This is a genomic window from Actinophytocola sp. (genome assembly GCF_036402745.1).
Lineage (GTDB): Bacteria > Actinomycetota > Actinomycetes > Mycobacteriales > Pseudonocardiaceae > Actinophytocola.
The window spans coordinates 1-16,960 of the sequence record NZ_DASWSJ010000093.1 but is presented as its reverse complement, the minus strand read 5'-3'; the positions used below and the strand labels follow the sequence as shown (position 1 = coordinate 16,960).

At 71.5% G+C, this 16,960-nt stretch carries 16 protein-coding genes; 6 read left to right on the top strand and 10 right to left on the bottom strand.

Features of this window, described 5'->3' with window-relative positions:
- Positions 1 to 92: 92 nt before the first annotated feature.
- Complete coding sequence (locus tag VGD70_RS09185; protein WP_331080085.1) at positions 93 to 353, bottom strand: hypothetical protein; 261 nt, start codon at positions 351 to 353, stop codon at positions 93 to 95.
- Between the two features lie 422 nt (positions 354 to 775).
- Between VGD70_RS09185 and VGD70_RS09180 the strand changes: the two genes are divergently transcribed.
- Positions 776 to 1,735 (top strand): hypothetical protein, encoded by a 960-nt coding sequence (locus VGD70_RS09180; protein ID WP_331080083.1) that lies wholly within the window; start codon positions 776 to 778, stop codon positions 1,733 to 1,735.
- A 349-nt stretch (positions 1,736 to 2,084) separates the two neighbouring features.
- A complete protein-coding gene (locus tag VGD70_RS09175) occupies positions 2,085 to 2,480 on the top strand; it encodes a hypothetical protein (RefSeq protein ID WP_331080081.1) in 396 nt (131 codons plus the stop codon).
- Positions 2,481 to 2,503: 23 nt separating this feature from the next.
- Here VGD70_RS09175 and purL read toward each other — a convergent pair whose 3' ends face one another.
- Genes purL through VGD70_RS09155 form a run of 4 tightly spaced genes read right to left on the bottom strand, consistent with a single transcriptional unit; the run spans position 2,504 to position 6,594 of the window.
- Positions 2,504 to 4,768 carry a phosphoribosylformylglycinamidine synthase subunit PurL gene (gene purL, locus VGD70_RS09170; RefSeq protein ID WP_331080079.1) on the bottom strand — a complete coding sequence of 755 codons (2,265 nt, stop codon included), beginning with the start codon at positions 4,766 to 4,768 and terminating at the stop codon, positions 2,504 to 2,506.
- The gene (gene purQ / locus VGD70_RS09165; protein ID WP_331080078.1) at positions 4,765 to 5,448 is read right to left on the bottom strand and encodes a phosphoribosylformylglycinamidine synthase subunit PurQ; all 684 of its coding nucleotides are present in this window, start codon (positions 5,446 to 5,448) and stop codon (positions 4,765 to 4,767) included. Before purQ ends, purL begins: the two co-directional genes overlap by 4 nt.
- Positions 5,445 to 5,684: a phosphoribosylformylglycinamidine synthase subunit PurS gene (purS, locus tag VGD70_RS09160; RefSeq protein WP_331080076.1), complete on the bottom strand. Its 240-nt coding sequence runs from the start codon at positions 5,682 to 5,684 to the stop codon at positions 5,445 to 5,447. The genes purQ and purS overlap by 4 nt, the downstream gene beginning before the upstream one ends.
- Positions 5,685 to 5,730: 46 nt before the next feature.
- Positions 5,731 to 6,594 (bottom strand): helix-turn-helix transcriptional regulator, encoded by an 864-nt coding sequence (locus VGD70_RS09155; RefSeq protein WP_331080075.1) that lies wholly within the window; start codon positions 6,592 to 6,594, stop codon positions 5,731 to 5,733.
- Between the two features lie 148 nt (positions 6,595 to 6,742).
- On the opposite strand from VGD70_RS09155, the gene VGD70_RS09150 reads away from it, so the two are divergent.
- From VGD70_RS09150 to VGD70_RS09140, 3 genes are all read left to right on the top strand, one after another.
- On the top strand, positions 6,743 to 7,690 hold the full coding sequence (locus VGD70_RS09150) for a hypothetical protein (protein WP_331080073.1): 948 nt from the start codon (positions 6,743 to 6,745) through the stop codon (positions 7,688 to 7,690).
- Between the two features lie 78 nt (positions 7,691 to 7,768).
- Positions 7,769 to 8,779 carry an NAD-dependent epimerase/dehydratase family protein gene (locus VGD70_RS09145; protein WP_331080071.1) on the top strand — a complete coding sequence of 337 codons (1,011 nt, stop codon included), beginning with the start codon at positions 7,769 to 7,771 and terminating at the stop codon, positions 8,777 to 8,779.
- Positions 8,780 to 8,830: 51 nt separating this feature from the next.
- Complete coding sequence (locus VGD70_RS09140; protein WP_331080070.1) at positions 8,831 to 10,396, top strand: GMC family oxidoreductase; 1,566 nt, start codon at positions 8,831 to 8,833, stop codon at positions 10,394 to 10,396.
- A gap of 6 nt (positions 10,397 to 10,402) precedes the next feature.
- Here VGD70_RS09140 and VGD70_RS09135 read toward each other — a convergent pair whose 3' ends face one another.
- Complete coding sequence (locus VGD70_RS09135) at positions 10,403 to 11,914, bottom strand: aldehyde dehydrogenase family protein (RefSeq protein ID WP_331080068.1); 1,512 nt, start codon at positions 11,912 to 11,914, stop codon at positions 10,403 to 10,405.
- 84 nt (positions 11,915 to 11,998) lie between these two features.
- Between VGD70_RS09135 and VGD70_RS09130 the strand changes: the two genes are divergently transcribed.
- Entirely contained in the window at positions 11,999 to 12,643 is a 645-nt protein-coding gene (locus VGD70_RS09130) for an MBL fold metallo-hydrolase (protein WP_331080066.1), read from the top strand.
- On the opposite strand, the gene VGD70_RS09125 is transcribed toward VGD70_RS09130, so the two are convergent.
- The 4 genes from VGD70_RS09125 to purB all read right to left on the bottom strand — a co-directional run bounded on the left by VGD70_RS09125 (position 12,615) and on the right by purB (position 16,610).
- Complete coding sequence (locus tag VGD70_RS09125) at positions 12,615 to 13,340, bottom strand: DUF2334 domain-containing protein (protein WP_331080064.1); 726 nt, start codon at positions 13,338 to 13,340, stop codon at positions 12,615 to 12,617. The genes VGD70_RS09130 and VGD70_RS09125 overlap by 29 nt on opposite strands.
- A 67-nt stretch (positions 13,341 to 13,407) precedes the next feature.
- On the bottom strand, positions 13,408 to 14,220 hold the full coding sequence (locus tag VGD70_RS09120; RefSeq protein WP_331080063.1) for an SAM-dependent chlorinase/fluorinase: 813 nt from the start codon (positions 14,218 to 14,220) through the stop codon (positions 13,408 to 13,410).
- Between the two features lie 133 nt (positions 14,221 to 14,353).
- Positions 14,354 to 15,157: an MOSC domain-containing protein gene (locus VGD70_RS09115; RefSeq protein WP_331080061.1), complete on the bottom strand. Its 804-nt coding sequence runs from the start codon at positions 15,155 to 15,157 to the stop codon at positions 14,354 to 14,356.
- Between the two features lie 19 nt (positions 15,158 to 15,176).
- Positions 15,177 to 16,610 carry an adenylosuccinate lyase gene (gene purB, locus VGD70_RS09110; RefSeq protein ID WP_331080059.1) on the bottom strand — a complete coding sequence of 478 codons (1,434 nt, stop codon included), beginning with the start codon at positions 16,608 to 16,610 and terminating at the stop codon, positions 15,177 to 15,179.
- Positions 16,611 to 16,960 lie beyond the last annotated feature (350 nt).

Genomic DNA, 16,960 nt, shown 5'->3' with positions numbered 1-16,960 from the left:
GCAGGTCTCGCTGCGCCACGCCCACCACCTCCCACCAGGCTGGAACGTGGACCCGACACGCGACGAGGAACTGGGCCTGGTCCGCTCCTGACTCACCGGCCACGTCTCCCACGTAAGGCCTTGATCAGGCGCTCCAGCCGTTTGATCGGCTCCTCCCGCGGGCTGAAGACCGCCGTCCAGGTGAGACCCACCGTCGCGAGCAGCAACAGCAGGCCGAGGAAGTAGCTCGCTGCGGGACCGAGCAGCCACAGTCCGACGCCAACGCTGCCCAGCCCGCTCAGTCCGGCCACCAACTTCGCAACGAAACGCAGCTGGGGCCTCGTAGTCGCGTGTGTCTTCTCGTTCTCGTGCATGTGCACCCCCACCTCTCGAACAGGCGGCAGAAGCGACAGCCGATCACCGGCGCGGCCACGGAATTTGCACGTGTCCAACTCTCACGATGCGCTTTGTCCACCGTGCTTACCAGTGAACGACTTCCCAGGGCAGGCGCAGCCGGCCACCACCCGATCCATGGACTCTTCCCGCGGTTTGGTGGTAGTACGGGAAGTACATGGTGAGTCGATAGTGAGGCAGGCCCTTGACCCGGAAACCGGACGGTTCCCCGTCGCCGCGAGAAGCCGGATTACGGTGGCTTGCGGCAAGTGCGCCCGACCGCGTCGAACCAACGCTTCAACACGCCTTCCAGGAACTCCATCGGTCTACCGGATCGACCGGAAAATCCGCCGCGCTCCGCGCATTGGTCGAAGGCGTGCCGTCGGCGATGCCGCGTGGCGGAATGACCGACCAACGCGCGAAGGCATTGTGGCGACTCGTTCAGGACGAGGTCCGCCGGATCGAGTTCCACGACGAACGCACAGCGCTGACGGCCGCATTGCACATGGATTTGGTGAACCGCGAATCGAGCATCGACAAACGGCTGGCCGTCGCCCGTGACCGCGGCGACTTCGGCACCCAGCCCTCGGGCAAGCAGCACGGCTACGACGCGTTACGACACTGGTGGGGCGTGGGCATTCGCATGCTCGGCCACGCTGTGGACGAACGTCTGGACTACCTTCGCGAGCATCCCGCGGAGTGGCAGGAGTACTTCAACGACACCACTCTGCCGACCTACCGGCGGCCGTCGAGAGGCGCCCAGCCGGTGTTCGCGGACCTCTTCGTCACGACTGTGTTCATGAAGGGACGCTTCGTCCAACGCCGCATCACCGAACGACTCATCACGGCCAAGGAAGACGACGTCGCGTACTACACCGCACGTGCGCTGCCGGAGATGGACGATGCTTCATCGTCCATACCCGTGCGAGCCCTCTGGGGCTGCCGAGAACTGCGGATCCCCTCCCGACCCGGCGAACCCATCCTCACCAAGCTCGTCTTTCCCTCGCCGCTTCGTCGTGGCGAGCAGCATTACTTCTCCTCCGAAGCCACGGCAAGCGATGTCGATACCGAGCGGCGGGCGATCAACGTAGAAATCGATCACTACGGCATCGCTCCAGGTCGGCGGTCCAAGACCACGCCGACAAGTGGCCTGACTATTCGCATCAGGTTCGATGAAGCCGAACCACCGGACGCGGTCTGGTGGTATGCGGACGTCGCCGACCGTGAACGATACGACCGGCCGGGGCCCGGCGACGACCGATGGATTAAGGTGACACCGCTCGGCGAGGCCGAGCACACCTTCACGGAGGCCTGCCAACCCCTGGCCAACTACGGAATATCCGTGGCGTGGCGACGAGCGTAAATGCAGGGGAAAAGCACCCGACGGTGATACACAGGCAACAACTTGCCCGTAAACGAGAGGACCCCCATGCGCGGCGGCACCGATTCCGGCAACTGACCGGAACGTTCTGCAGAGGTTCGACAAGAGCCGCACGCATCCACTGTCACCGGCGCGTGCGGCTCTTGCGTGGTCGGGTTACTCGAGACCACCGGCGGCCGGCCATCTCGGCTGAAGTCATGACGGAAGCCTTACGTGGCGTCGCCTGGCGGATCCCGTCGGGCTGGGCGGCGTCGGACCAGGTATGAGTCATTACCGCGGTGGGTTGGTCGCTCTTGGGGTGCTCGTCGTCTTCGCTGTTGGGGGGCTTGCGGTGCTCGCGTTCGTGTTGCCCGGGCGGGCCATCGCGGGTACGCCGCTGGCCGCTGAGGTCGTTGCGGCGCCTGTCCACGTCGACGAGCCTCGGGAGGAGCCCGGGACGGTCGGTGGCCTCCGGTTCGTCCACGAGTTCGTGAGTGCGGTCAACGCCGGGGACGTCGACAGCGCCTCGTCCCTGCTCTGCGACAACACGCTCGTCACCGACGAGATCGCGCGGGCCGTCGCCAAGGGCGCGAACCTCGTCGTCGAGGACCAGCCGCTCACCCAGTACGCCGCGGTCGACGCCGACCTCACCGGCACCCAGACCGGCGGCACCGTCACCGGATGGGTGAGCGCCGTCGACCCTCGGCAGAACGGTGGCTGGTGCGTGCTCAACTTCACCGCGCTCTGAACGCGGGCTCAGCCGAACGGGGCTCAGCCGAACAGTGCCGGCAGCGTCGCCTCCCACACCTCACGCAGCTCGGGCAGCGGCAGCGGGGCCAGGCCCTCGATCACCAAGTCCTGGTTCGGTTCCACGACGCCCAGGCGCTGCCAGGGCAGGCCGCGCTCGGTGCAGTGGGACGTGAACGCGTCGACCGACGTGGGCGGGATGGCCACCAGGACCCGGCCGGACGACTCGCTGAACAGGGCCACGAACAGGTCACCGGCGAGCTCGACGCGGCAGCCGGTCCCCGCGTGCAGGCACGCCTCGACCAGGGTCTGGGCCAGGCCGCCATCCGACAGGTCATGCGCTGCGGACACGTCGCCGGAGCGCAGGACCTCGCCGATCAGCTTCTCGCGCGCCAGGTCGACCGCCGGCGGGCGGCCGCCGAGGTGGCCGTGCACGACGTGCGCCCACTCGGAACCGCCCAGCTCCTCGCGGGTCTCGCCCAGCAGTACCAGCGTGTCGCCCGGTGCGCCGATGCCCGTCGGGATTCGGGTGCGGACGTCGTCGATGACGCCGAGGACGCCCACCACGGGAGTCGGCAGGATGGGGGTGGCGCCGGTCTGGTTGTAGAAGCTCACGTTGCCGCCGGTCACCGGGATGCCGAGCTCGGCGCAGCCGTCCGCCAGGCCACGCACGGCCTGCTCGAACTGCCACATCACGCCGGGATCCTCGGGCGAGCCGAAGTTGAGGCAGTTGGTGACCGCGACCGGCCGCGCCCCGGACACCGCCACGTTCCGGTACGCCTCCGCCAACGCCAGCTGCGCACCCGAGTACGGGTCGAGCCGCGCGAACCGGGCGTTGCAGTCGCACGACATCGCGACGCCGCGGCCGCTGGCCTCGTCGATCCGGATCATGCCGGCGTCCGACGGCTGGGCCAGCACGGTGCTACCGCGTACGTACCGGTCGTACTGCTCGGTGACCCAGCGCCGCGAGGACAGGTTCGGCGACCCGGCCATCCGCAGGATCTCGGTCCGCAGCGTGTCCGGAGTGGACGGCCGGGCCAGGGCGTCGGGGACGTCGGCGACCAGCGTGGTCTGGTCGGCCGGGCGCACGATCGGGCGCTGGTACACCGGCCCCTCGTGCGCGACCGTCCGCGGCGGCACGTCCACGACGGTGTCGCCGTGCCAGGTGATCACCAGCCGGTCGCCGTCGGTGACCTCGCCGATGTCGGTGGCCGTGACGTCCCACTTCGCGCACACCCGCAGGAACGCGTCCACATCGGACGGGCGGACGACCGCGCACATCCGCTCCTGCGACTCCGAGGACAGGATCTCCGCCGGCGTCATCCCCTTGGCGCGCAACGGAACCCGGTCGAGCCACACGTGCATGCCGCCGTCGCCGGCCGAGGCCAGCTCGCTGGTGGCGCAGGACAGGCCCGCGCCGCCGAGGTCCTGGATGCCCACGACCAGGCCCGCCTGGAACAGCTCCAGGCAGCACTCGATGAGCACCTTCTCGGTGAACGGGTCGCCCACCTGCACGCTCGGCAGCTTCTTGCGCCCGGAGCCGCCCTCGTCGCCGGCGAAGGAGTCCGAGGCGAGCACCGAGACGCCGCCGATGCCGTCGAGGCCCGTCCGGGCGCCGAACAGGATGACCTTGTTGCCGGTACCCGACGCGTGCGCGAGGTGCAGGTCCTCGACTCGCATCGCACCGACGCACAGCGCGTTGACCAGCGGATTGCCCTGGTAGGACTCGTCGAAGACGACCTCGCCGCCGATGTTGGGCAGGCCGAGGCAGTTGCCGTAGCCGCCGACGCCGGCCACCACACCCGGCAGCACCCGCCGGGTGTCGGCCGCGTCCGGCGCGCCGAACCGCAGCGGGTCCATCACCGCCAGCGGGCGGGCACCCATCGCGAGGATGTCCCGCACGATCCCGCCGACACCGGTGGCCGCGCCCTGGTAGGGCTCCACATAGGACGGATGGTTGTGCGACTCGACCTTGAACGTCACCGCCCAGCCGTCGCCGATGTCGACCACGCCGGCGTTCTCGCCGATGCCGGCGAGCATCGAAGCCCGCATCTCGTCGGTGGTGGTCTGGCCGAAGTAGGCCAGGTGGACCTTGGAGGACTTGTAGGAGCAGTGCTCGCTCCACATCACCGAGTACATGGCGAGCTCCGCGTCGGTGGGCCGGCGGCCGAGGATCTCGCGGATGCGCGCGTACTCGTCTTCCTTGAGGCCCAGCTCACGGTAGGGCTGCTCGATGTCCGGCGTGGCCGAGGCGACCGACACCGTGTCGACCTGCACCGTGGCGGTCATGCCGACACCACCGCCTCGACCGCGGCGCGGAACATCTCGAGGCCGTCGGCACCGGGTCCGGTGAGCGGGTCGACGGCGTGCTCGGGATGTGGCATGAGGCCGACGATCCGGCCGTCCGCCGAGCTGATCCCGGCGATGTCGGACACCGAGCCGTTCGGGTTCGAGCCGGTGTAGCGGAAGACCACCCGGCCCTCGCCCTCCAGCTCGTCCACAGTGGACTTGGGCGCCGTGAACCGGCCGTCCATGTTCTTGACCGGGATGACGATCTCGGCGCCGGCGGCGTAGCGGCTGGTCCACGCGGTCGACGTGCGCTCGACGCGCAGCGGCTGGTCCCGGCAGACGAAGTGCAGGCCGCCGTTGCGCAGCAGCGCGCCGGGCAGCAGGCCCGCCTCGCACAGGATCTGGAAGCCGTTGCAGATGCCGAGCACCGGCATGCCGCCGCGGGCCGCGGCCACGACCTCGTCCATCACCGGCGCGAACCGGGCGATGGCGCCGGCCCGCAGGTAGTCGCCGTAGGAGAACCCGCCGGGCACGATGACGGCCGCCACGCCGCGCAGGTCGGCGTCGCCGTGCCAGAGCGCGACCGGTTCGGCGCCGGCGTAGCGCACCGCGCGGGCCGCGTCGGCGTCGTCGAGCGTGCCGGGGAAGGTGATGACACCGACCTTCGTCTCGACGGTCACGACCCCACCCGCCGGACGGTGAAGTCCTCGATCACCGGGTTGGACAGGAAGCCTTCGGCGATCTTGGCGAGCGTCTCGTCGTCGACGGAGTCGTCCACCTCCAGCTCGAAGTGCTTGCCCTGACGGACATCGGAGATCCCGGAGAACCCCAGCCGGGGCAGGGCCTTGGCGACGGCCTGACCCTGCGGGTCGAGGATCTCGGGCTTGGGCATGACGTCGACGACGACTCGGGCCACGACAGGCAGCTCCTGAACTCTGGTGGGACCGGGTGACCCCGAAAGCCTACCTGAGCTGCGGGTTCACCCTTTCGAGACGCCCGGTGCCGGCCGTCCACGACGCGAGGAGCGCCAAGGCCTGCTCATCAGGCGTTCCCGGCTCGGCGAACTGGCAGACCAGCGACTGGTTCGGCTCCTCGGGCAGCCGGAACGACTCGTAGTGCAGCGTGAACTCGCCCACAACCGGGTGCCGGTAGCGGTGGCTGCCGCGGCTCTTCTCCCGCACCCGGTACCCCGCCCAGATCCGGGTGAAGTCGGCGCTGCGGACGGACAGCTCGCCGATGAGCGCGGCCAGCGTCGTGTCGTCGGGGTCGGCGCCGGCCGCCATCCGCAGCTGGGCGACCAGGTCACGGGCCTTGCCCTCCCAGTCGGCGAACCGGGACGCGACCTCGTCGTCGGTGAACAGCAGCCAGGGCATGTTCCGCCGCTCGGCCGGCACGGCACCGAAGTCGATCAGCAACGCGGCCGCGAGGTCGTTCCACGCCATGACCTCGCCGCGGTGCCCGTAGATCGCGGCCGGCACGGCCGAGGCGTCGAGCATGGCCTGCAGCGTCGGCCGGACGGTCGGGAGCAGGGCGGGCTCGCGGGTGCGCCTCGGCCGGGCGAGGTTGTGCAGGTGGCGGCGCTCGGCGGGGTCCAGCGCGAGCGCTGTGGCCACCGAGTCGAGTACCGCCTCGGACGGGTTGCGCAGCCGGCCCTGCTCGAGCCGGACGTAGTAGTCGACGCTCACCGAAGCGGCCTGGGCGAGCTCCTCGCGGCGCAGGCCGGGGACCCGGCGACGACCGAGGACGGGGGTGACGCCGAGGTCCTCGGGGAGCCTGCGGGCCCGGCACGACCGCAGGAACTCGGTCAGCTCGCTGCGGCGGTCCATGCACCCGAGTATCCCTGATCGGGTGGGCCCGAACGTGGGTCTGTCAGACCCAGGGTCGGGCCGACCCCCGGCTGACCAGAAACCTGGGCGGCGGGCCGGTGCCCGGGCAGCATTTGGGGCGACTGCTCAACCCTCCTGGAGGAGAACGATGCGAAGAATTCTGATCGCCACGATGCTCGGCCTGGTGCTGGGTGTGGCGGCCGTGCCGGGCGCGGCGCCCGCGGTCGCGGAGCGTGGCGGCCTTCCCGCGGTGCTGCAGCCGGCCGCGCCCAACCAGTTCCCCGAAGGTGTGGCCTGGGACCCGACCAGGCAGGCGCTGCTCGTCGGGTCGGTCGGCTCTCCCGCCCGCATCACCGCGGTCGGCCGGGACGGGGTGAACCGGACCGTGGTCTCCGACCCCGAGTTGATCGCCTACCTGGGGATCAAGGTCGACGTCGCCCGGCACCGGATCCTCGCCGTGTACGGGAACCCGGTGGCGCCGGGACCCACCGGCGTCGCCGTCTACGACCTGCGCACCGGCGAGCGCATCCGGTTGGTGAGCCTGGCGAGCGACGTGCCCGGCGAGCGCGCGGCCAACGACCTCGTGCTCACCCCGTCCGGCACGGCTTACGTGACCGACACGCAGGCCGGCGCGGTCTACCGGGTGACACCCGCGGGCGAGGTGTCGACCGTGGTCAGCGACCCCCGGCTGGGACCGTCCATCGGCGCGAACGGCGTCGTGTGGCACCCGGACGGCTACCTGGTGGTGGTCAACTACACGACGGGCGCGCTCTACCGGATCTCCCGCGGTGAGCTGACCGAGGTGTGGACGCCGACGCCGCTCGTCGGCGGCGACGGGATGGCGCTGCGGCCGGACGGCACGCTGGTCGTGGTCACCAACACGCTCGCCGGCGTTCCCGGCAGCGCACCCGCGGTGCACGAGCTGCGACTGGTCGCCGGCGGCCGGGCCGCGATTCCGGTGTCGACCCGGCCGTGGCCGGACCTGGCGCCGACGACGGTCGCGGTGACCCCGTACGGCGACTACGTGCTGGACGGCCGGATGAACGCGCTGCTCACCGGCAGCGCGGCGGCGGACTTCGTGCTGCGGCGGATCTAGTGCTTCTTGACCGAGCACCGGTTCGCCGTCCGCGAGATCGGTAGCGGCGGGCCGGGCGATGGGGACAGGGTGGGACGCATGCGACTTCTGGTACTCGGTGGAACGATCTTCGTCGGGCACGCGGTGGCGGCCGAGGCCGTGCGGCGGGGGCACGAGGTGGTGTGCGCGGCGCGCGGCGAGTCCGGCTCGGTGCCGGAGGGCGCGACGCTGGCGAAGGTGGACCGGGACGCCGAGGACGGGCTGGCGCCGCTGGCCGGCGAGAGCTTCGACGCGGTGGTCGACGTGTCCCCCCTGTCCTACCCGTGGGTCGACCGGGCGCTGCGGGCGTTCGCGGACCGGGCGCGGCACTGGACGTTCGTCTCGACGATCAACGTCTACGCCGACAACGGCACACCCGGGCAGACCCCGGCCACCGGGCCGCTCGTCCCGCCGCTCACCCAGCACGCCACCCGCGAGGAGATGGCCGCCGCGGGCGAGGACGGCGTGCTGCTCTACGGCGGGATCAAGGTGGCGAGTGAGAACCTCGTCCGCGAGGTCATGGGCGACCGCGCGTTCGTCGTGCGGCCGGGGCTGATCACGGGGTCGTGGGACCGCAGCGACCGGTTCGGCTACTGGCCGGGCCGGTTCGCCCGGGGCGGCCGGGTGCTCGTGCCGGACGCGCCGGAGCAGCCCATCCAGTTCATCGACGTGCGGGACTTCGCGGAGTGGATCGTCGACGCCGGGGAGAAGAACCTCGCCGGCGACTTCGACGCCATCAACCCGGCGCGGCCGCTGGGCACGGTGCTGGCGGAGATCATCGAGGCGGTGGGGGTCGACGTCGAGGTCGTGAAGGCGTCGCCGGACCAGCTCACCGCCGCCGAGGTCAACCCGTGGGGCGGGCCGCGGTCACTGCCGCTGTGGCTGCCCCCGGAGTACGACGGCATGAAGTCGCACGACGCCACGCCGTCCCTCGAGGCCGGCATGCCGGTCCGCCCGCTGGCCGACGCGGTCGCCGACGCCTTGGCCCGCGAGCGGGAGCTGGGCCTGGACCGGGAGCGCAAGGCCGGGCTGTCGCCGGACGAGGAGCGGGAGATCCTCGCGACGCTGTAGCCGCGGGGTGGCCGCCGTGGCAGTCTCCAGGGTTGACCCCGAGGAGGCGCCGTGACGGAGACCTTCGACTACGTGGTGGTGGGTGCGGGCAGCGCGGGCTGCGTGCTGGCCAACCGGCTTACCGAGGACCCGGCGGTGCGGGTGCTGCTGCTCGAGGCGGGCGGCGAGGACGGCGCCGAGGAGATCCAGATCCCGGCGGCGTTCTCGACGCTGTTCAAGACGCGCTACGACTGGAACTACGACACCGTCGAGCAGAAGCATCTCGGCGGCCGGCCGGCGTACTGGCCGCGGGCGAAGGTCCTCGGCGGCTGCTCATCGATGAACGCGATGATCTACATCCGGGGCAACCGCGCCGACTACGACGGCTGGCGCGACGCGCACGGCGCGGTCGGCTGGGGTTATGACGAGGTGCTGCCGTACTTCGTCAAGGCCGAGCGGAACACGCGCCTGTCCGGTCCGCTGCACGGCACGGACGGGCCACTGCACGTCGAGGACCGCCGCTACACCCATGAGCTGTCGCACGCCTGGGTGGACGCGGCGGTGTCGTGGGGCCTCAAGCCGAACGACGACTTCAACGGGGTCACCCAGGAGGGCGCGGGGCTCTACCAGGTGACGTGCCGCAACGGGCACCGCTGGTCGACCGCGGACGCCTACCTGCGGCCGGCGCTCGAGCGGTCGAACCTGACCGTGCGGACCGACGCGCTGGTGTCCCGGGTGCTGTTCGCCGGCACCAAGGCGACCGGCGTGCGCTACTCGCGGCACGGCACCGAGTCCGACGTCCACGTCGACGGCGAGGTGCTGCTGTCCGGCGGGGCGGTCAACTCCCCGCAGCTACTGATGCTGTCCGGGATCGGGCCCGCCGAGCACCTGCGGACGCACGGCATCGAGGTCGTGGCCAACGTGGCGGAGGTGGGCGAGAACCTCCACGACCACCCGGCGGCGGCGATCCTGTGGCGCACCCGGGGGACCTCGGACCTCGTGAACCTGGCCGGCACCGGCGCGCTGCTGCGCTGGAAGCTGACCGGCCGGGGCCCGTTCGCGTCCAACGTCGGCGAGTCGGGTGCCTTCTACGCGACCCGGCCGGGCCTGCCCGCGCCGGACATCCAGGTCCACATCGCGCCGACGTTGTTCTACGACAACGGGATGCGCGAGCCGACGGTCCCCGGCTTCACCGCCGGCGCGACGCTCGTGGACGTGGCGAGCCGCGGCAGGCTGCGGCTGCGGTCGGCGGACCCGCGGTGGCGCCCGGCGATCGACCCGGCCTACTACAGCGAGCCGATCGACATGGACACGATGGTGTCGGCGCTGCGGACCATGATCGAGATCGGCGCGCACGCGCCGCTGTCCCGGTTCCTGGCCGGCCCGTTCATGCCGGCCCGGCTGGACGGGGTCACCGACGAGGAGCTGCGCGCGCACGTGCGCGCGGTGACCCAGACGCTCTACCACCCCGTGGGCACGTGCGCGATCGGCACGGTGGTCGACCCGTCGCTGCGCGTCGAGGGCGTCGAGGGCCTGCGAGTGGTCGACGCGAGCGTGATGCCCGTCGTGCCCCGGGGGAACACGAACGCCCCGACGATCATGATCGCGGAGAAGGCGGCGGACCTCATCCGCGCCTGAGGAGGGTCAGCGGCGCTTGCCGTGCAGCAGGGTGATCAGCTTGGCCACGGTCGCGTCGGTCTTCGCGGTTCGGGTGAAGGTCGTCAGCGACAGGGGCGGGCGGAAGCGCTGGCGGGCGATGGCCTTGGCGCGGGCGAACTCCCGCAGGCCCTCCGGGCCGTGGATGCGGCCGAAGCCTGAGTCGCCGACGCCGCCGAACGGCAGGGACGGGATGCCGGCGAAGCTGATGACGCTGTTGACCGCGGTCATGCCCGAACGCAGCCGCCGCGCCAGCTCCACGCCGCGGGCCTTCGAGAACACCGTCGACGCCAGGCCGTAGCGGGAGTCGTTGGCCTTCTCGATCGCCTCGTCCATGTCGCGGACCTTCGCGATGGTGAGCGTCGGGCCGAAGGTCTCGTCGCGCACCGCGCTCGAGTCCTCCGGGACGTCGACCAGGACCGTGGGCTGGACGTAGCGCTCGCCCACCGCGTCCGCGCCGCCCACGAGGGCCTTGCCGCCGCGGGACAGGGCGTCCGCGATGTGCTCCTTGATGATCTCGAGCTGGCCGGGCATCGTGATCGGGCCGATCTTGGCCTCCGCGTCCGAGCCGGCGCGCACGCCCTTGGCCACCTCGACGACCTTGGCCACGAAGTCGTCGTAGACCTTCTCGTGCACGTACACGCGCTCGACACCGACACACGTCTGGCCGGCGTTGGACATACCGCCCCACACCGCCGCGTCGGCGGCCGCCGCGATGTCCGCGTCGGCGTCGACCAGCAGCGCGTCCTTGCCGCCCGCCTCGATCAGCACCGGCGTGAGCGTCTCCGCGCACGCGGCCATGATCTTCTTGCCGGTGCCGGGCGACCCGGTGAACGCCAGCTTGCCGACGCCCGCCCGGCACAGCGCCGCCCCGGTGGCACCGAAGCCGGTGACCACCTGGAACACCGCCTGCTCCGGCACGACCTCGGCGAACGCGTCCGCGAGCCACGTGCCGACCCCCGGGGTGTACTCCGACGGCTTGAACACGACCGCGTTGCCGGCGGCGAGCGCGTAGGCGATCGAGCCCATCGGCGTGAACACCGGGTAGTTCCACGGCCCGATGACGCCGACGACGCCGAGCGGCTGGTACTCCACCGTCGCCGCCTGGTTGGCCATCAGCAGCCCGGCCGACCGCCGGTGCGAGCCCAGCACCTTGCGCGCGTGCTTGGCCGCCCACGCCGTGTGGTCGATGGCCAGCACGATCTCCAGCATCGCGTCGCCGTGCGGCTTGCCGGTCTCCGCGTGCACCAGCTCGGCCAGCTGCGCCGACCGCCGGGTGAGCACGCCCTTCCAGCGCCGCAGCCGCTCCGCCCGGCCGGCGAAGCCCAGCGAGGCCCACCAGTCCGCCGCTTCGCGGGCCCGCGCGACCGCCTCCCCGACGTCCTCGGCGGTGTGCACGGGATACGTGCCGACGACCTCGTCGGTGGCCGGGTCGAGCGAGTCGAACGTCTCGCGCGTCGTCGGCTCGGTGGTCGCGGACTCGGCCTGGACGGTGGTCATGCGGGCCTCCCTGGTCGGCTTCCGCCCCACAGGCTACTCGCCGGTAGCGACCAGCGCGATGGCCTCGAGGACTAGCCTGGCGCTGTGCACATTGTTCACTTCGGACACTCATGCGTGCTGCTGGACACCGGCTCGGCCCGGCTGCTCTTCGATCCCGGCGTGTTCTCCTCGGGGTTCGAGGGCGTCCGCGACCTCGACGCGATCCTGATCACCCACCAGCACTTCGACCACCTCGACGCCGACCGGCTGCCGGCGCTGGTCGAGGCCAACCCCACGGCCGCACTGATCGTCGACCCGGGCTCGATCGAGGTCACCGCGAAGCTCGAGCTCGCCGCCGAGCAGGTCCGCCCCGGCGACAACCTGACGCTGGCCGGCGCGGAGGTCACCGTGGTGGGTGGCGAGCACGCGGTGATCCACCGGGATGTCCCGGTGCCGCCCAACGTCGGCTACGTGGTCGGCGGCGGCGCGTTCTACCACCCGGGCGACGCGTTGTTCGTGCCCGAGCAGAAGGTCGACGTGCTGGGGCTGCCGAGCGCGGCGCCGTGGCTCAAGACCGGTGAGGCCGTCGACTTCCTGCGCGCGGTCGCCCCCCGGGTCGCCGTGCCGATCCACCAGGAGCTGCTCAGCGACATCGGCAAGCGGCTGACCTTCGACAACTGGTTCAGCGGGCTCGCTCCGGAGGGCACCGAGGTGCGCGTGCTCACGCCGCGCGAGCCGGCCGAGGTGTGACCAGCTCCGGGTAGGTCGCCGCGCGGGCGCCATGGTGCAGGGCGATGTCCACCGCGTCCAGCAGCGCCTGCCGCGGCCCGGACCGGACGAGGTCGGCGGTGTCCACCGCGAGGCGCACCATGCCGCCCCGCCGGGCGATCCTGGCCGCGCCCATGACCAGCGCGAAGCACCACCACGGCTCGGTCCGCTCGCCGAACCCGAAGCCCTGCACTCGTCCTCTGTGGACCGTTCCGGCGCGCAGGTCACGCACGCCCACGAGGTCCGCGCACAGCGCGAAGCCCTTGCGCCGCAGTGCGACCAGCGTGCCCGGCGAGGCGAGCCAGCGCGGCGGCACGAACCCGTGCGCCTCGATGCCGAGCCGCTCCATGGCGGTGCCGGCGGCGATGAGCCGCAGGCCGGCCTCGTGCGCGGGCAGCGCGGCGAACTCGGCGCGCTTGCGGATGACGATCGCGCGCTCCCGCGGCTCGGCGACGTGGTCGTAGCCGTGCTGCAGCAACGCGTCGCCCGCGACGCAGCGGTCGCGGACCCAGGACAGCACCGGTCCGGTCTGGTCGGCGCCGGCCACGCGCGGCGCGAGCAGGAGCGACAGCGGCACGCCGCGGGTGGCGAGCTCGTCGCTCAGGTCGGCGGCGCGGTCCAGCGTCCAGGCGTTGATCCCGGACAGTGAAACGAGCAGTCGGGCGGTCACGCTCCCCATGACGCCATGCTGGGATGACGGACACCTGACACCGAGGTGACACGCCGGCACCAGTCGGGCGAAATGCTCAGGGGCGGGCGAACAGGAGGAGTACCTGGTCACCCGGGTTGGCGCTGAAGTCGGCCGCGGCCGAGCCGCCGTTGAGCGCGAGCGCGACCCGGCCCGCGGAGTCGACGTAGACCAGCAGGCGCTCGTCCGGGGCGTCGCCGAACGTGTGGCCGACGGTCGCGGTGACCGAGCGGCCCGCGAGGTTGACGTGCGCCGACGTGCCCGGCAGCGCGCCGGAGGCGTCGAGGTCGGCGCCCGTCGCGGCGAGCTGGATGTTGCCGAAGCTGTCCACGGACATGATCTCCGTGGTCAGCTTCCCTTGCTCGGCAAACGTTTCCGGCTCGGGCAGCCGGACGAGGGTGGCGACGTCGATGGATGCGCCGAAGTTCTCCGGCGCGATGCCGGCGGCCAGGTGCGCGGCGGCCGGGGCGAAGACGTCGCGGCCGTGGAAGGTGGCCGAGACGCGGGAGAGCTGGTAGGACGGCTCGGCGAGGAGGTAGGCGGCGCGAACCCCGCCGAGCTGCTCGGCGGCGGGAATGAGCAACCCGTTGTCCGGCCCGACGAGAATCCCCTCGGCCGCGACGAGCACCATGCCCCGCCGGTCGGTGCCGACCCCGGGATCGACGACCGCGAGGTGCACGGCGGGCGGCAGATAGGGCACGGCCTGGGCGAGGATGGCCCCGCCGCGCCGCACGTCCTGAGCGGGGACCGTGTGGCTGACGTGGAGGACCCGCGGCCCGGGCGCGATCCTCGCGATGACCCCTTCACAGGCCGCGACGAACCCGTCATCGATGCCGTAGTCGGTCGTGAACGAGATCCAGTCGTAGCTCATCGGTCCAGTCTGGCCGAATCGTCCGGCCTGGCGTTCGAGCCATGCTGTCGGCGGGATTCCTGGTAGCCCGCCGGACGGACCGCCCTCGCGCGTGCGGAACCGCGGCAGCGCGGCTCGATGGCGGTGCTTCGCGTCAGCCCGTGATCGACAGGGTGTCGCCCACGGTGATGGTGCCCGGGGTGCGCACGGCCAGCTTGATGCCGAAGCTCACCCCGCCCTCCGGCTCACGGCGGTAGGAGGCGAGGGTGCGGATCGGCTCCGGGCCGGCCGGCTTTCCGGCGTCCTGGTCGACCATCGTCACCTGGCAGCGCACGTCCGGCTTGACCCAGCGCAGCTCCGTGCCGCCCACGCGGATCTCCCGGAAGTCGTCCTCGGCGTACTCGGGGCTGTCGGCCACCACGATGTTCGGCCGGAAGCGGGCCATCGGCACCGGCTCGGCGCCGCGCTCGAGGATGCGTGTGTTCAGATCGTCCACAGAGGACAGCGAGGTGAGGTGCAGCGCCGTCGAGTCGGTGTAGGTGATCGTGCCGTGCTTCGCGTCGACCTGGCGCTCGTGGTCCGGCGGCACGCGCATCAGCCGCACCGGCTCGCCCAGCACCGCCGAGCCCCACTCGGCCGCGTCGTCACCCTGGTCGACGCCCCAGCCGGACCAGGCGTGCACCGTCACCGGCACGTGCTCGCCGGCGAGCCGCACGGCCACCGCCACGTCCGGATGGCCCGGCGCGGCCAGCGTGAGCTTGGCACCGTCGTGCACGACGGCGGGCCGCACGACCGCGAGCCGCGGGGTGCTGCGCTGGCTGCGGAACGTGCCGTCCGGGGTCACGAACATGAACGTGCGGTCGTGCACGGGCCCCTTCGGGGTGATGGACAGGCTCGGCACGGACAGGCCTGCGCAGCCCTTGACCGGGTAGTAGAGCAGCTCGGATACGGTCGCCACCCGGACACGGTAGCCGCCGCTACAGGATGGCCACCGGTGAATATGCGGCCACGTCACCGAACCGGTCGGCCACCTCGCCCACCCGCTTGACCACCGCGGCCACCTGCGCGCCGGCCACCCCGGTGAACGAGAGCCGGTCGGCGAGCAACTCGTCGAGCCGGGCCCGGTCCAGCGGGATCCGCGGGTCGGCGGCCAGCCGGTCGAGCAGGTCGTTGCCCTCCTGGCCCTGCTCACGCATGGCGAGCGCGACGGCGACGGCGTGCTCCTTGATCGCCTCGTGCGCGGTCTCCCGGCCGACCCCCGCCCGCACGAGCGCCATCAGCACCTTCGTGGTGGCGAGGAACGGCAGGTACCGGTCGAGCTCGCGGGCGATCACCGCGGGGTACGCGCCGAACCCGTCGAGCACGGTCAGGAACGTCTCGATGAGCCCGTCGAGCGCGAAGAACGCGTCCGGCAGCGCGACCCGGCGCACCACCGAGCACGACACGTCGCCCTCGTTCCACTGGTCGCCGGCCAGCTCGCCGGTCATCGACGCGTAGCCGCGCAGGATCACCGCGAACCCGTTGACCCGCTCGCTGGACCGGGTGTTCATCTTGTGCGGCATGGCCGACGAGCCGACCTGGCCGGCCCGGAAGCCCTCGGTGGCGAGCTCGTGGCCGACCATCAGCCGGATCGTCTTGGCCAGCGACGACGGTGCCGCGGCCAGCTGGACGAGGGTGGAGACCACGTCGAAGTCCAACGACCGCGGGTAGACCTGGCCCACCGAGTCGAGCACCCGGGAGAAGCCCAGGTGCTCGGCCACCTTGCGCTGCAACGCGTCCAGTTTGGACACATCACCGTCGAACAGGTCGAGCATGTCCTGCGCGGTGCCGACCGGGCCCTGGATGCCACGCAGCGGGTAGCGCCCGATGAGCCCCTCCAGCCGCTCGAAGGCGACGAGCAGCTCCTCCGCGGCGGACGCGAACCGCTTGCCCAGCGTGGTGGCCTGCGCGGCGACGTTGTGCGAGCGGCCGGCCAGCACCAGGTCGCTGTGCTCGGCGGCGAGGGCGGCCAGCCGGGACAGCACGGCGACGACCCGGTCGCGCATCAGCACGAGCGAGTCGCGGATCTGCAGCTGCTCGACGTTTTCGGTGAGGTCGCGCGAGGTCATGCCCTTGTGCACCTGCTCGTGCCCGGCGAGCGCGCTGAACTCCTCGATCCGTGCCTTGACGTCGTGCAGCGTGACCCGCTCACGCGCCGCGATCGAGGCCAGATCGACCTGGTCGACGACCCGCTCATAGTCGGCGACGACCGACTCGCCGACGGCCACGCCGAGCTCGGCCTGGGCCTTGAGCACGGCGATCCACAGCCGTCGCTCGAGCTTGATCTTGTGCTCGGCGGACCACAGCGTGGCTAGCTCCGGGGAGGCGTAGCGGTCGGCGAGAACGTTGACGATGCGCGGCTTGGACGTCACGTTTGTCCAGCTTACCGGTGTGCTGGAAGCGCAGCCCGGGGTCGCTCGTGAGGGCGAGCAACTGATCCGGCCCGTCTGGTGCACGGAAAGATTCGAGGCTCAGCGCGAGTTGTCCACAACGCGCTCAGTTGTCCACAGCTGACCCGCAAACCCCGTTCTTGTCGGTACCCCCCGATAGACTAGAGACACGGGGTGCCCCCGGAGTGGGCCAGGGTTCCGTCAAAGTCGGTTGTTGCTGGTCATGTGTGGATTCCGAGCAGTGTGAGTGGTCGTGTGGTGTCTCGGGTCATGTGGCGGAGGGCTTGGGCGATGTTGGTGGCGCCGGCGTGTCGTAGGGCGCTGATGGCGAG